This window comes from Nonomuraea maheshkhaliensis, assembly GCF_039529435.1.
GTDB classification, from domain to species: domain Bacteria; phylum Actinomycetota; class Actinomycetes; order Streptosporangiales; family Streptosporangiaceae; genus Nonomuraea; species Nonomuraea maheshkhaliensis.
Genome location: NZ_BAAAMU010000139.1, coordinates 1 through 14136 on the forward strand (window position 1 = coordinate 1; position 14136 = coordinate 14136).

At 72.0% G+C, this 14136-nt stretch carries 12 protein-coding genes; 6 read left to right on the forward strand and 6 right to left on the reverse strand.

Annotated features, from left to right (window positions below; all coding sequences use genetic code 11):
- On the reverse strand, positions 1-926 hold a 926-nt coding region (locus ABFX54_RS48075; RefSeq protein WP_346113826.1), incomplete at its 3' end, for a PucR family transcriptional regulator ligand-binding domain-containing protein.
- 94 nt (positions 927-1020) lie between these two features.
- Between ABFX54_RS48075 and ABFX54_RS48080 the strand changes: the two genes are divergently transcribed.
- The 3 genes from ABFX54_RS48080 to ABFX54_RS48090 are packed head-to-tail and all read left to right on the forward strand — an operon-like array spanning position 1021 to position 4985.
- Positions 1021-3327, forward strand: coding sequence for a molybdopterin cofactor-binding domain-containing protein (locus ABFX54_RS48080; RefSeq protein WP_346113827.1), 2307 nt, complete (start codon positions 1021-1023; stop codon positions 3325-3327).
- A complete protein-coding gene (locus tag ABFX54_RS48085; protein WP_346113828.1) occupies positions 3311-3544 on the forward strand; it encodes an EF-hand domain-containing protein in 234 nt (77 codons plus the stop codon). The genes ABFX54_RS48080 and ABFX54_RS48085 overlap by 17 nt, the downstream gene beginning before the upstream one ends.
- 55 nt (positions 3545-3599) lie before the next feature.
- Positions 3600-4985 carry an NCS2 family permease gene (locus ABFX54_RS48090; RefSeq protein WP_346113829.1) on the forward strand — a complete coding sequence of 462 codons (1386 nt, stop codon included), beginning with the start codon at positions 3600-3602 and terminating at the stop codon, positions 4983-4985.
- Positions 4986-4994: 9 nt separating this feature from the next.
- On the opposite strand, the gene ABFX54_RS48095 is transcribed toward ABFX54_RS48090, so the two are convergent.
- Positions 4995-5939: an excalibur calcium-binding domain-containing protein gene (locus ABFX54_RS48095; protein ID WP_346113830.1), complete on the reverse strand. Its 945-nt coding sequence runs from the start codon at positions 5937-5939 to the stop codon at positions 4995-4997.
- A gap of 152 nt (positions 5940-6091) precedes the next feature.
- On the opposite strand from ABFX54_RS48095, the gene ald reads away from it, so the two are divergent.
- Complete coding sequence (gene ald, locus ABFX54_RS48100) at positions 6092-7207, forward strand: alanine dehydrogenase (RefSeq protein ID WP_346113831.1); 1116 nt, start codon at positions 6092-6094, stop codon at positions 7205-7207.
- Positions 7208-7346: 139 nt separating this feature from the next.
- Here ald and ABFX54_RS48105 read toward each other — a convergent pair whose 3' ends face one another.
- Positions 7347-8057: a thioredoxin-like domain-containing protein gene (locus ABFX54_RS48105; protein ID WP_346113832.1), complete on the reverse strand. Its 711-nt coding sequence runs from the start codon at positions 8055-8057 to the stop codon at positions 7347-7349.
- 134 nt (positions 8058-8191) lie between these two features.
- Here ABFX54_RS48105 and ABFX54_RS48110 point away from each other — a divergent pair, with 134 nt between their 5' ends.
- Positions 8192-8821, forward strand: coding sequence for a DUF305 domain-containing protein (locus ABFX54_RS48110; RefSeq protein ID WP_346113833.1), 630 nt, complete (start codon positions 8192-8194; stop codon positions 8819-8821).
- Between the two features lie 21 nt (positions 8822-8842).
- Complete coding sequence (locus tag ABFX54_RS48115) at positions 8843-10237, forward strand: phytoene desaturase family protein (RefSeq protein WP_346113834.1); 1395 nt, start codon at positions 8843-8845, stop codon at positions 10235-10237.
- A 4-nt stretch (positions 10238-10241) separates the two neighbouring features.
- On the opposite strand, the gene ABFX54_RS48120 is transcribed toward ABFX54_RS48115, so the two are convergent.
- From ABFX54_RS48120 to ABFX54_RS48130, 3 genes are read right to left on the reverse strand one after another with little or no spacing between them, the layout of a single operon-like run.
- Positions 10242-11306: a threonine aldolase family protein gene (locus ABFX54_RS48120; RefSeq protein ID WP_346113835.1), complete on the reverse strand. Its 1065-nt coding sequence runs from the start codon at positions 11304-11306 to the stop codon at positions 10242-10244.
- On the reverse strand, positions 11303-11932 hold the full coding sequence (locus tag ABFX54_RS48125) for an SDR family NAD(P)-dependent oxidoreductase (protein ID WP_346113836.1): 630 nt from the start codon (positions 11930-11932) through the stop codon (positions 11303-11305). The genes ABFX54_RS48120 and ABFX54_RS48125 overlap by 4 nt, the downstream gene beginning before the upstream one ends.
- Complete coding sequence (locus ABFX54_RS48130) at positions 11929-14055, reverse strand: DUF6421 family protein (protein ID WP_346113837.1); 2127 nt, start codon at positions 14053-14055, stop codon at positions 11929-11931. Before ABFX54_RS48130 ends, ABFX54_RS48125 begins: the two co-directional genes overlap by 4 nt.
- Positions 14056-14136 lie beyond the last annotated feature (81 nt).

Genomic DNA, 14136 nt, shown 5'->3' on the forward strand with positions numbered 1-14136 from the left:
AGTTCCTCCACGATCTGGCCGCCGAGCGTGGCCGGGTCGGGGCCGCGGGTGGCCCCCGGTGTGGGCGCGGTGACGTCCACCACCGCGTACGGCTCCGCCGCGTCGATCCCGCACATGCGCAGCCTGGCGTTGAGCTCGGACACGTCGGCCTCGGTCAGCGCGGCGGCGAGGAGCTGACCGGCCAGGCGGCGTTCGACCCTGCGGCCCTCCTCGATCCGGCCGCGTTCGAGGCCCACGCAGGCGGCCAGCTCGTAGCCCAGGTCGGCCCGGCCGAGCAGGGCGCCGTCGCAGGCCAGCGCCCAGCCGGCGGCGCGGTGGCCGCGCCCGACGGCGAAGATCGTGTGCTCGCCGGCGACGGCGGGCAGCCGGGGCGCGGTCAGGTACGCCTTCGCCAGCCCCACGGGATCGCCGGCCGAGCCCACGATCACCTCTCCGGAGGCGGACAGGACGGCGCCGGTGACGCCCAACTCGGCGGCGGTCACCCGGAACAGCTCGGTCAGGTCGGCCCCCTCGGCGAGGGCTGCGACCAGCCGGCGGTGGCGGCCCAGCGCGTCGCGCACGTCACCGGCCAGCCGGGGCACGACCAGTTCGGCCAGCGTACGGAAGGAGACCTCGACCGGCACGTCGACCAGCGGCAGCCCGGCCTCCGCGCAGGCCGCCACCAGGTCGTCGGGCACGTGGCCCAGCCAGGCCCGGCCGGCGCCGAGCGCGGCCACCCCTGCCCGCGTCAGCGCGGCCACGAACCGGGCGGAGTCGGCCGGGGCGTGCCACCACATCAGCCCGGTCAGCACCAGCTCACCGCCGCCGAGGTAGCGGCCGGGCTCGGGCAGGTCGGTGATGTGCACGGTGCCGAACTCGCGGCCTGGGTCTCCGGTGAGCAGGGTCAGGCGCAGGTCGTCGATGGCCAGCAGGTCGGAGATGCGCACTTGGAGGAATATACAAGCCCGATATGACAAGCGATGACCGCGATTTCACGTCGGGCGCATAGGTCCGCCCGCCGGGCGGTGCTCTACTCGGAGGATGACCGACACCACAGACACGGGGACCACACGCGCGGGGACCACACGCACGGGGACCACAGAGACGGGGACCACGTACACGGGCACCCCGGTCACCGGCGTCGGGGAGAGCGCGCGGCGGCCGGACGCCACGCTCAAGGTGACCGGCGAATTCGCGTACGCCTCCGATCTGTGGCTGGACGGCATGGTCTGGGGGGCGACGCTGCGCAGCCCGCACCCGTCGGCGTGGATCCGCTCCATCGACGTGGGCCCGGCGCTGCGCATCCCGGGGGTGTTCGCCGTGCTGACGCACGAGGACGTGCCGGGTGAGAAGTTCTACGGGCTTGAGCACAAGGACCAGCCCGTGCTGGCCATCGACCAGGTCCGCTACCAGGGCGAGCCGGTGGCGCTGGTGGGGGCGGACCATCCGGAGACGGCCCGCAGGGCGGCGGCGGCCATCGTGGTCGAGTACGAGCCGCGCGAGGCCATCACCGATCCGCGGCTCTCCCAGCACTTCGTGCGCCACCAGCCGGTACGGCGCGGCGACACGTTCGAGGCCGAGGTGGTCGTCACCGGCGAGTACGAGGTCGGCATGCAGGACCAGGCGTTCCTCGGCCCCGAGTCCGGCCTGGCCGTGCCCGCCGAGGACGGCGGCGTGGACCTCTACATCGCCACCCAGTGGCTGCACGTGGACCGCGACCAGCTCGCGCCCTGCCTGGGCCTGCCTCCCGACAAGGTGCGCCTGACGCTGTCGGGCGTGGGCGGCGCGTTCGGGGCCCGCGAGGACCTGTCGATGCAGGTGCACGCGTGCATGCTGGCGCTGCGGCTGAACCGCCCCGTCAAGATCGTCTATGGCCGGGAGGAGTCGTTCTTCGGTCACGTGCACCGCCATCCCGCCCGGATGCGGTACGAGCACGGCGCCACCCGTGACGGCCGGCTGGTCTACGTCAAGGCGGACATCCTGCTGGACGGCGGCGCGTACTGCTCCTCCTCCCCCGCCGTCGTCGGCAACGCCGCCTCGCTGGGGGTGGGCCCGTACGAGGTGCCGAACGTGCGCGTGGACGCGACCGGCGTCTACACCAACAACCCGCCGTGCGGCGCGATGCGCGGGTTCGGCGCGGTGCAGGCGTGTTACGCCTACGAGTCGCAGATGGACCGCCTGGCCGAGGCGTGCGGCCTGTCGCCGATCGAGGTGCGGGTGCGCAATGCCGTCTCCCAGGGCTCCCGGCTGATCACCGGACAGCTCATCGACGCGCCCGCCCCGCTGGCGGAGATGCTGCGCGACCTGGAGGCGATGCCGCTGCCCGCCGCGGAGCCGGCGCGGGACCTGCGGGGGCTGCCCGGCGGCGTCTCGCAGACCACCCACGGCGAGTCCGTCCGCAGGGGCGTCGGCTACGGCGTGGGGATCAAGAACATCTGCTTCTCCGAGGGCTTCGACGACTACTCCACGGCCCGGGTGCGGGCCGAGCTGGTCGGCGGCGAGCCGCACGTCACGGTGCACACGGCGGCGGCGGAGGTGGGCCAGGGGCTGGTGACGGTGCAGGCCCAGATCGCCCGCACCGAGCTGGGCGTGGAGAACGTGACCGTGGCCGCCGCCGACACCTCGGTCGGCTCGGCGGGCTCCTCCTCGGCCTCGCGGCAGTCGTACGTGACCGGAGGCGCGGTCAAGGCGGCCTGCGAAGCCGTGCGCAAGCGGTTCGAGGGGCTGCCGGCCGCCGAGGCGCTGGCCCGGTTCGGGCCGATCGAGGAGACGCGCGAGTACCGGCACCGGCCCACGTACCCGATGGACCCGCTCACCGGGCAGGGCGACTCGCACACGCAGCTCGCGCTGTGCGTGCACCGGGCGGTCGTGGACGTGGACGTGGAGCTGGGCCTGGTGAAGGTGGTCGAGCTGGCGGCCGTTCAAGACGTGGGGCGGATCCTGAACCCGCAGGCGCTGGAGGGCCAGATCCACGGCGGCTCGGCGCAGGGGCTCGGCCTGGCGCTGATGGAGGAGATCCAGGTCCGCGACGGCCGGGTGCTGAACCCGTCGTTCACCGACTACCTCATCCCCACCATTCTCGACATGCCGCCCATGACGATGAAAATCATGGAAAATCCGGACCCGTCGGCCCCGTACGGGCTGCGCGGCGCCGGCGAGCCCCCCACCCTGTCCTCCACCCCCGCCATCGCCGCCGCCGTCAGAGCGGCTACGGGACTCCGGTTGACTCGCGTTCCGATCAGGCCGGAAGATATCGCCTTGTTCGACAGCGGTACGTTCCGCGGCGATACGTTCGACGAGGGCTCGATGGACTCGACAAAGGGGGAATCCGATGACAAGCGCGCATGAGGCGGCCGAGGCGGAGTTCAGGCGCTTCGACTCCGACGGCGACGGGCTGCTGACCGCCGAGGAGATCAGGCAGGCCAACGAGGCGCTGGGCGGGCAGGGCGCGTCGGAGAGCGAGATCGAGGCGTTCATCCGTTCGGCCGACAGCGACGGCGACGGCACGGTCAAGCTGGAGGAGTTCGTGGCCCTGGTGGGCCACGGCCGCCACGAGAAGGCTTGACCGCCGCCCGCGCTGGGTAGGCCACCCGGCATTCCCCCTGATCACGCGAGGGGGAATGCCGGTGCTCGACCGACTCTTCGAGCTGAGCGGCCGGGGCAGCACCGTCGGCCATGAGGTGCGTGGCGGGGTGACCACGTTCGTGGCGATGGCCTACATCATCCTGCTCAACCCGATCATCCTGGCCGGCGCCAAGGACGTCACCGGCGCCCGGCTCTCGATCGGCGAGCTGACCACCTCCACCGCGCTGGCCGCGGCGATCTCCACGCTGCTCATGGCCTTCGTCGGCAACGCCCCCTTCGGGCTGGCCGCGGGCCTCGGGCTCAACGCGGTGGTCGCCTACCAGGCCGCCCCGCACATGACGTGGGCCCAGGCCATGGGCCTGGTCGTGCTCGAAGGCGCCGTGATCATCCTGCTCGCGGTCACCGGCCTGCGCACGCTGATCATGAACGCGATCCCGCTGGCGCTCAAGCACGCGATCAGCGTCGGCATCGGGCTGTTCATCGCGCTGATCGGCCTGGTGGACGCCGGCTTCGTCGCGCCGGGCTCGGGCACGCCTGTGCAGCTCGGCGCGACCGGGCACCTCACCGGCTGGCCGGTCGCGGTGTTCTGCTTCGGCCTGCTGCTGATGATCCTCCTGTACGTGCGCGGGATCCCCGCCGCCATCCTCATCAGCATCGCCGTCACCGCGCTCCTGGCCGTCCTGGTGAACTCCCTGACCACCGTCGACCCCGCCGACTGGGGCGTGGTCGCCCCGCGCGTGCCCGAGTCGCTGGTCGCGGCGCCGGACTTCGGGCTGGTCGGCCGGTTCGACCTGTTCGGCGGCTTCGTGACGGCGGGGGCGCTGACGGCCACAGTGGTGCTGTTCACGCTGGTGCTGTCGGGCTTCTTCGACGCCATGGGCACGATCATCGGCGTCAGCGACGAGGCCGGCCTCGTGGATCAGGAGGGCCGGGTGCCCCGGCTGGGCCGGATCCTGACCGTGGACGGCGTGGCCGGCATGGTGGGCGGCGCGACGAGCTCCTCGGCCAACACCGTCTTCGTGGAGTCGGCCGCTGGTGTGGGCGAGGGCGCGCGTACCGGCCTGGCCAGCGTCGTGACGGGGGCGCTGCTGGGGCTGACGCTGCTGTTCACGCCGCTGGCGGCGGTGGTGCCCGCCGCCGCGGCCGCGCCCGCGCTGGTGCTGGTGGGGGCGCTGATGATGACGCAGAGCAAGAACGTGCCCTGGAACGACCTGGACCTGGCCGTGCCGGCGTTCCTGACCATCTCGCTGATGCCGTTCACGTACTCGATCACGAACGGGGTGGGCGCGGGCGTGATCGTCTACACGCTGATCAAGGCGGTCAAGGGGCGCTTCGCGGAGATCCCCTGGCTGCTGTGGGTGGTCACGCTGGTCTTCCTGGCCTACTTCGGCATCGACTGGCTGGAGGAGCTGTTCGCCTGACGGATGCCTCTAGCGGATGTCGGCGCTGTTGCAGGCCACGCCGTTGGCGTCGGCGTCGACGTACCAGGTGTACTCCTCGTGCGTGCCCCGGTAGTAGGGGCCGTCGCCGGCCGCCACGGCCTCCTTGCAGGAGGCGTAGCGCTTGTCGAGGGCGCGGCCGCCCGTCGCGGGGGAGGTGGCGCCGCCGGGCTGACCGTTCCCGGCCGGGCCGGTCGTCGCGGGGCCGGTCGGCTGCTGGGGCGCGCCGGTGCCGGGGGTGCCCACGTCGGGGCTGCCCGTGCCGGGGGTGCCCTGGTCAGGGGTGCTCTGGCCGGGGGTGCCCGCGTCGGTCGGGCTCGTGCCGGTCGGGTTCGCGCTCGGCGTGCCGCCCATCAGGCGGGTGACCAGCGCGTCGGCGTCCTCCTTGGTGAGGCCGGAGATGCTCACGCTGTCGCCGTTCATCTGCTGGGTGACGATGGGCGCGGCCAGCACGACCTTGGGCCGGTCGGCCTGCTCGGGCGCCAGCACGATCGCCACCGCCCGCTGGTCGGGCACCAGCTCGTCGATGAGCTCGACCAGCCGGTCCTTGAACGCGGGCGCGATCGCGATGCGCACGGAGTATTGGCCGTCGTTGCCGCGCACGGCCTCGATCCGCTGCACGGCGCCGACCGTGACGCCGTCTTCGAGCAGGTAGCAGGTGCGCTGCTGCTCGTCGAGCACGGCCGGATCGCCGGGGCAGGGCGCGACCTTGGTCTCCCTGACCGGCGCGAAGTGGATGGGCACGGCCAGGCGCTGCGGGGGCGTGCCGCCGAGCAGCGGTGTGTCAGGGCTCCTGGTCATGAGGACGGCGACCGTGCCGAGCACGCCTGCGACGAGCACGACGAGGACGAGCGAGACGATCAGCACGATGGTGGTGAGTCTGCTGGCCTTCGGCTCCCCCGGGTCCGCCAGCGGCGGCTCTTCCGGCTTGTCCATCGATGACGAATCCCATCCTGATGTTCGGGCTGCCGGTGAGCTTATCGAGGAGAAGCCGCACCGGGGTAATCAGCCGGACAATCCTCACTGATCTGTGAACTGAGGGGAAGAAACACAGCAGGAAGGGCACGTCCGGCGAGAAGAGCTGTCCCATGAAGGTCGGAGTACCGCGCGAGGTCAAGAACAGCGAATATCGGGTGGCGCTCACGCCGGCCGGCGTGCACGAGCTCGTCCGGCACGGCCACCGCGTCTTCGTCGAGGCGGACGCCGGCGTGGGCTCCGCGATCCCCGACGCCGACTTCGCCGGGGCGGGCGCCGTCCTGGTCCCCTGCGCCGACGAGCTCTGGGGCGCGGCCGACCTGGTGATGAAGGTCAAGGAGCCGGTCGCCGAGGAGTACCACCGGCTGCGCAGGGGCCAGGTGCTGTTCACCTACCTGCATCTGGCCGCCTCCGCCGCCTGCACGAGGGCGCTGCTGGACTCGGGCTGCACCGCGGTGGCCTACGAGACCGTCCAGACGCCCGGCGGCGCGCTGCCGCTGCTCGCGCCCATGTCGGAGGTGGCCGGGCGGCTGGCGGCGCAGGTGGGCGCCTACCACCTGATGCGTTCGCAGGGCGGCAGGGGCGTGCTGATGGGCGGCGTGTCGGGGGTGCGCGCGGCGCACGTCGTGGTGATCGGGGCCGGGGTGTCCGGCATGAACGCCGCCGCCATCGCGCTCGGCATGCAGGCCGAGGTGATGCTGCTGGACAAGAACATCGACAAGCTGCGCCAGGCCGACCTGATCTACCAGGGCCACTGCCAGACGATCGCGTCCAACATGCTGGAGATCGAGCGCGCGGTGCTGGAGGCCGATCTGGTCATCGGCGCGGTGCTGGTGCCCGGCGCCAAGGCTCCTGAGCTGGTGAGCAACGACCTGGTCAGCCGGATGAAGCCGGGCTCGGTGCTGGTGGACATCTCGATCGACCAGGGCGGCTGCTTCGCCGACTCGCGGCCGACCACGCACGAGCGGCCGACGTACCGGGTGCACGACTCGCTGTTCTACTGCGTGGCCAACATGCCCGGCGCCGTGCCGAACACCTCGACGTTCGCGCTGACGAACGTGACGCTGCCGTACGCGCTGACCATCGCCGATCTGGGCTGGCGGCGCGCCATGCGCGAGGACGCCAGCCTGGCAGCCGGCCTGAACACGCACGAGGGGCGGCTGACCAGCCGCCCCGTGGCCCAGGCGCACGATCTGGAGTGGACGCCGCCGCGGGAGATCCTGGGCTGAGCGATCCGGTTCCGCCCGGGGTCTGTTCATCGAGCACCCGAGCGGTTACCGTAAGTAGTGATCAGCTACTTACGGTAACAAGTCGGCATGAGAGCCGCGCAGGGCCCTGCGGGGGCGGGGCCCTGCGCTCAGGCCCGGGCTACTGCTGGCTCTGGCTGGGCGACGGGGAGAGGGTCTCCATCGGCGTCTGCTGCTGGCCCGTGGGCTGCGGCGGGAGCGGCGCCTGGTCGGCCGTGGTGGTGATCGCGTCCTGGCCGCCGCAGGTGGCGCCGGGCTCAGGCGTGTCGGCGCCGTTCTGGTAGCGCTTGATGAACGCCCCGAGCTTCGGGTCGGCCGGGTCGGTCAGCTTGAGCTGGTGGCCCCAGGAGGAGACCACGATCGGGGAGGGCAGGTTGGGGAAGGGGCTCATCAGCATGTAGTCCTGCTGGCCGGTCGAGCCGGCGACCTCCTTCAGCTTGTCGACCTGCGCCTTGGCCAGATCGGGCCGGTAGGTGATCCAGACGGCGCCGTGTTCCAGCGAGTGCACGGCGTGCTCGCTGTGGATCGGCTTGTCGTAGATGGCGCACTGCTGCCAGTAGTTGTTGTGCTCGCCGCCGACCGGCGGCGTCTCCTTGTACGAGACCGCGTTCCACACGTGCTGACCGGCGTCGTACTTGACGCTCGTCACCGCGTCGAGCGAGGTCGTCCTGGCCTCGTTGATCAGGTAGAAGCCGACCACGCCGACGAGCACCGCGATGATGAGCCCTCCCGTGCCCCACATCAGCAGCGCGGCGCGGCGTTGTTTGCGCTGCTGCTCGGCTCGCATCTTCTGCAGATGCTCGCGCCGCGCCTGCGCCTTCTCCTTCGTCATCGTTCCTCCATCGGCGTGCCAACTCCGGGGTCACCCTATGCCCTCTGGGCGTATGCGGAGAATAAGAGCGACATAAGCGTCCGATCACGAGTCAGGCCGCAGGTGGGTACGCTGGACGGGCGATGGAAAAGCCCGTGAGAAAACCTCTTCTGCTCATCTGCGGTGTGCTGGTGCTCGCCGTGGCCGCGTTCCTGGTGTTCGGCCGCGACGGCACGCCCGGCGACGCCTCGCCCGAGGCCGGGTTCGCCCGCGACATGGCCACCCACCACGCGCAGGCCGTCGACATGGCGTTCATCGTCAGGGACAAGGGCCCCGCCAAAGAGATCAGGAGCCTGGCCTTCGACATCATCAACACCCAGGCCAACCAGCGCGGCATGTTCCAGGGCTGGCTGCAGCAGTGGCAGCTCACCCAGGCGACCGACCAGCGGCCGATGGCGTGGATGAGCGGCCACGGCCACGGCGCCGCCCCGGCCGCGACGGTCACGGCGGGGAGCATGCCCGGCATGGCCACCCCTGAGGAGCTGACCAAGCTCAAACAGGCCGAGGGCACGCAGGCCGAGGTGCTGTTCCTGCAGCTGATGATCCGCCATCATGAGGGCGGCGTGGAGATGGCCGAGGGGCTGCTGAAGCTGTCCACCCGCAGCGAGGTGGTCAGCATGGCGCAGAAGATCGTCGACGGCCAGACCGGGGAGATCAAGCTCATGACGGAGCTGCTGAAGCAGCGGGGCGCCCAGCCCTACCCGTCGATACTGAAGACCTCATAGGGGCGGAATAGGGGCAGAGCGATGCGCGCCGACGCGGTCGTCGTGGGGTCGGGGCCCAACGGACTGGTCGCCGCCGTCACACTGGCCCGCGCCGGGCGCGAGGTGCTGCTGCTGGAGGCGGCCGAACGGTTCGGCGGCGGGCTGAGGTCGGCCGAGCTGACCCTGCCCGGCCACGTGCACGATCTCGGCGCCACGGTGATGGCCATGGCGCTGGCCTCTCCGGCTTTTCGCGGGCTGGAGCTGAAGGGTGTCGAGTTCGCCCACTCCCCCGTGGCCGTGGCCCATCCGCTCGACGACCGGCCGGCCGTGCTCGTCCATCGCGACGTACGGCGCACCGCCGCAGGGCTCGGGCCCGACGCGGGCGCCTGGCTGGCCAGCGTCGGTGCGCTGGTCAAGGCCGGATTGCCGCTGGTCGAGCTGCTGCTCAAACCGCTGGGCCCGTGGCCGGTCGCGCCGCGCGCCTTCGCGGGGGCGGCCTGGTTCGGGCCCATGGCGGCGCTGCCCGCGACGACGTTCGCCAAGGCCCTGCGGACCGTGGAGGCGCGGGCGCTGCTCGCCGGCATGTCCGCGCACTCGATGCTCGACCTGCGCTCCCCCCTCACCGCCGGCTACGGGCTGACGCTGGCGGGCCTGGCCCATCTGGTGGGCTGGCCGGTCGTGCGGGGCGGGTCGCAGGTGCTGGCCGACGCGCTGGTGGCCGAGCTGAGGTCGCTGGGCGGGCAGGCCGTGGCCGGGCATCGGGTCCGCCGCCTGGCGGAGCTCGACGCGCCGATCGTCGTGCTCGACGTGACGCCCCGGCAACTGCTCGCCCTGGCCGACCTGCCCGCGGGTTACCGCCGGCGGCTTGAGCGCTACCGCTACGGGCCCGGGGTTTTCAAGATGGACTGGGCGCTCGACGGGCCGGTGCCGTGGCGCGATCCCGCGGTGGCCGGGGCCGCGACGGTGCACCTGGGCGGGACGTTCGAGGAGATCGTGCTCAGCGAGGCGGAGATGGCCGCCGGGCGGCACTCGCCCCGGCCGTACGTGCTGCTCGTGCAGCCGTACGCGGCCGATCCGACGCGGGGCGGGCACACGCTGTGGGCCTACTGCCACGTGCCCAAGGGCTCGGCGGCCGACATGAGCGACGCGATCGAGACCCAGATCGAGCGGTACGCGCCCGGTTTCCGTGACCGGGTGCTGGCCCGGCACGTGTCGGGGCCCGCCGAGCTGGAGGCGGGCAACCCCAACCTGGTGGGCGGCGACATCGGGGGCGGGCTGGCGAGCCTGGGGCAGTTCCTGCGCCGCCCGGTCTGGTCGCCGGCACCGTGGCGGACGCCGCTGCCGGGGGTGTTCCTCTGCTCGTCCTCGACGCCGCCAGGGCCCGGCGCCCACGGGATGGGCGGCTGGCAGGCCGCCCGCCTGGCCCTGCGCACGTAGGCGGTCAGTGGTCGCCGTCGGTGGCCCGGAGTTCTTCGGCCAGGGCGGTGGCGAAGGCGTCCACGTCCTCCTCCGTCGTGTCGAACGCGCACATCCACCGCACCTCACCGGTGGACTCGTCCCAGGTGTAGAAGCGGAACCGCTTGCGCAGCCGCTCGGCGGCGTCGCGCGGCAGCACGGCGAAGACGGCGTTGGCCTCGACCGGCCGGGCCAGCTCCACGCCGGGGATCTCGCGCACGGCCTCGGCCAGCCGCCGCGCCATGGCGTTGGCCCGCCGGGCGTTGCGCAGCCACAGGTCGCCCGACAGCAGCGCCTCGAACTGCACGGACACGAACCGCATCTTCGACGACAGCTGCATGAACGTCTTGCGCAGGTAGTCGACCCCGGTGGCCGCGTCCGGGTTGAGCACGACGACGGCCTCGCCGTACAGCAGGCCGATCTTCGTGCCGCCGAAGGAGAGCACGTCCACGCCCGCGTCGGTGCTCAGCGCGCGCAGCGGGACGTCGAGCGCGGCGGCGGCGTTGGTCAGCCGTGAGCCGTCGAGGTGGACGAGCAGGCCCAGGTCGTGGGCGTGCGCGCAGATCGCGGCGATCTCGGCGGCGGTGTAGAGGGTGCCCAGCTCGGTGGTGTTGGAGATCGACACCACCTTCGGCTGGGCGCGGTGCACGTCGCCGAAGCCCCACGCCTGCCGGTCGATCAGCTCGGGGGTGAGCTTGCCGTCCGGCGTGGGGACGGTCAGCAGCTTGATGCCGCCGGCCACCTCGGGGGCGCCGCCCTCGTCGGTGTTGATGTGGGCGCTCTCGGCGCAGATCACCGCCTCCCACTGGGCGGTCATGGAGCGCAGGGAGACGACGTTGGCGGCGGTGCCGTTGAACACCGGCCAGGCCCGCGCCGCCTGGCCGAAGTGGCGCTGGAAGACCTCCTGCATGGCCTCGGTGTAGACGTCCTCGCCGTAGGCGATCTGGTGGCCGCCGTTGGCCGCCGCGACGGCCTGGAGGATCTCGGGGTGCACCCCCGCGTAGTTGTCGCTGGCGAAGGCCTTGAGTCGGGGGTCGTGCCGGGGAGTCAAGAAGTGAGGTCCAATCTGGTGCCGTTGATCTCGGCGGCCGGGCGGTCGTAGAGGCCGCCGACGGCCGCCGCCAGGTCGTCGACGTGGGTGAAGCCGGGGAACTCCGCGTCGGGGTCGGCGGCGCGCATGGCGTCGTTGACCAGGGCCTTGACCACGAGGATGGCCGCGGCCGAGCCGGTGCCCCTGAGCGCGTCGGCCAGGGAGAGCGTCCAGGACTCCGCCGCCGCCTTGGCCGCCGCGTAGGGGGCGCCCTTGGCGCTCGGCGCCTCGGCTGCCTTGGCCGAGACGATCACGAAGCGGCCGTTGTCGCTGCGGCGCAGCAGCGGCTCGAAGGCCAGCGAGACGTGCTGGAGGGTGCGGATCAGCAGGTCGTGCAGGACGTCCCAGTCGCCGAGGTCGGTCTCGGCGAACGAACGGGAGCCGCGCCAGCCGCCCACCAGGTGCACCACGCCGTCCACCCGGCCGTGCTCGCGCTCGACGCGGGCCGCCAGCTCGGCCACGGCGGCGCGGTCGAGCAGGTCGACGTCGTCCTTGTCGACGCCGATCACGGTGTCACCCTTTTTGCCGAAATATCCGCACACCGCGGCACCGGTGGGCCCGCCGGCCCCGGTCACCAGAATGATCATGCTCGGAGTCCCTTAGTCGATTCGACCACGTCGGCCAGCTTACGGCGCAGCGCCTCGTAGAACATGCTGAGGGGGAACTCGTCCGGCAGGACCGCGTCCACCTTGGCCTTCTGCTCCTCGGGCAGCGCCTGCACGCCCTCGGCCCAGACCGAGGCCGGATGCGGCGCCACGTACGCGCTGACCAGCTCGTGCGCCGCCAGCCAGTGGGCCAGCTTGGAGCGGTCGATGCTGTCGCGGTAGAGCTTCTCGACCTCCCCGCGCAGGTCGGCGACCCCGTCGGCGACCCGCTGCCAGTCGATCGTGAGCCGGTTGTCGGTCCAGCGCACGATGTCGTTGCGGTGCAGGTAGGCGAAAAGCAGCTGCCCGCCGAGCCCGTCGTAGTTCCGCACCCGCTCACCGGTGATCGGGAACCTGAACAGCCGGTCGAACAGGATCGCGTGCTGGACGTAGCGGGCGTGCGGCACCCCCTGGGCCTCCAGCTTCACGGCCTCGCCGAACGCGGTCAGGTCGCAGCGCAGCTCCTCCAGCGAGTACAGCCAGTACGGCATCCGCTGCTTGATCATGAACGGGTCGAACGGCAGGTCCCCGTGGCTGTGCGTGCGGTCGTGCACCAGGTCCCACAGCACGAACGTGTCCTGGGCCAGCCCCTGCGAGCGCAGCAGCCGGTCGGCGTCCGGCGGCAGGTCCAGCCTGAGCGTCTCGACGGCGGCCCTGGACACCCGCCTGAACCTGGCGGCCTCGCGGTCGGCGAAGATCCCGCCCCAGGTGAACCGCTCGGGCGCGCGGCGCACCGCGACCGTCTCGGGGAACAGCACGGCGGAGTGCGTGTCGTAGCCGGAGGTGAAGTCCTCGAACGCGATCGGGACGAACATCGGGTTGTCGTAGCCGCCCGCCTCCAGCTCGGCCAGCCAGCCGGGCCAGATCGTCCTGATCCAGACGGCCTCCAGGTTGCGGCTGGGATTGCCGTTCTGCGTGTACATGGGGAAGACCACGACGTGCTCCAGCCCGTCCTCGCGCTGGGTGTCGGGGTGGAACAGGTCGAGCGAGTCGAGGAAGTCGGGCACGCCGAGGTCCTGGGCGGCCCACTTGAGCAGGTCGGCGCGGACGGCGGCGAGGTAGGCGGCATCGTGCGGGAAGTGCGCCGGCAGCTCGCCCACGTGCGCGGCGATCTCCGCGACCAGCTCCCCGGCCCGCGCCCTGGACTCCTCCGGCACCGAGCCGTCCTTGACCTGCAGCGGCCGCAGCTCCTCCACCGACGTCTTGAGCTTGGCGAACAGGGCGGCCTTCGGGCTGATCGCCGGGGCCTCGTCCCTGGCCCGGCCGCCGGTCTCGGCGTCGGGGACCCTGGCCGCCCAGGTGATCACGTTGCCCCAGAGCGTCCGGTGGTCGTGGTCGTCGATGGAGTCGTCGCCGAACAGGTCGGAGTCGGCGAACACGGCCACCCGCCCGCGCCCGTGACGCAGCGCCACGGCCAGCGGCGCACCCGCCGGGTCGGCCGCCGCCGACGTGGCGAACAGCACCTCGGCCGCCTCGCGCGGCTCACCTTCCGCTTCGGACGGCGCCTCGGCGGCCTCGCTCTCTATCGCGAGCGTGCCCGCGCGGTAGAAGCAGGCCGACCGGACCCCGGCCAGCAGCCCCGACTCGCTGGAACGTTCCCCCAGCACCCAGGTGGCCACGCCTCTGAACGCGTGCCCCGGATCGCGCACGGTGCCGTGCACGACTCGCACCCCGAACCGGGCGAGCAGCTCGTTCAGGTTGTTGCCGTACTTGTCCTGCTCCTCCTCGGCCAGCACCACCAGCCCGCCGCCCCCGGCGACGAACTCCTCGACGGCGTCCAGCTCGGCCGCGGAGAACAGAGGGCTGCCCTGCCCCGTGGTGCGCTCCCAGCGCTCACCCGACGGGTGCGCGATCACCAGGACGTCCTGATCCGCAAGGGCTCCGGCGTCGAGCGGGCCCCGCGTGCGGGCGGTGACCGTGTGCCCCAGGTGCCGCAGCAGCCCGGCCGCGCGGGCGTAGCTGTTGTCGTCGGGATGGGCGGGGTTGATGGCCTCGGCCACCTCGCGCCGGACGGTCCACGACTCGCTGTGGGCTTCGTCGAACAGCACCCGAGGAAACGATGACATGAAATATCTCCTGTTTCTACCGCCTTATGACGAAAAATATACACACGAAGCGGGCATGCTCCGCCAAACCCTTCCGCATGG

Excerpts from the sequence above, each read along its gene's own strand:
- ABFX54_RS48080 (WP_346113827.1), top strand. The coding sequence starts at position 1,021 with ATGACCGACACCACAGACACGGGGACCACACGCGCGGGGACCACACGC.
- ABFX54_RS48085 (WP_346113828.1), top strand. The coding sequence starts at position 3,311 with ATGACAAGCGCGCATGAGGCGGCCGAGGCGGAGTTCAGGCGCTTCGAC.
- ABFX54_RS48090 (WP_346113829.1), top strand. The coding sequence starts at position 3,600 with ATGCCGGTGCTCGACCGACTCTTCGAGCTGAGCGGCCGGGGCAGCACC.
- ABFX54_RS48095 (WP_346113830.1), bottom strand. The coding sequence starts at position 5,939 with ATGGACAAGCCGGAAGAGCCGCCGCTGGCGGACCCGGGGGAGCCGAAG.
- ald (WP_346113831.1), top strand. The coding sequence starts at position 6,092 with ATGAAGGTCGGAGTACCGCGCGAGGTCAAGAACAGCGAATATCGGGTG.
- ABFX54_RS48105 (WP_346113832.1), bottom strand. The coding sequence starts at position 8,057 with ATGACGAAGGAGAAGGCGCAGGCGCGGCGCGAGCATCTGCAGAAGATG.
- ABFX54_RS48115 (WP_346113834.1), top strand. The coding sequence starts at position 8,843 with ATGCGCGCCGACGCGGTCGTCGTGGGGTCGGGGCCCAACGGACTGGTC.
- ABFX54_RS48125 (WP_346113836.1), bottom strand. The coding sequence starts at position 11,932 with ATGATCATTCTGGTGACCGGGGCCGGCGGGCCCACCGGTGCCGCGGTG.
- ABFX54_RS48130 (WP_346113837.1), bottom strand. The coding sequence starts at position 14,055 with ATGTCATCGTTTCCTCGGGTGCTGTTCGACGAAGCCCACAGCGAGTCG.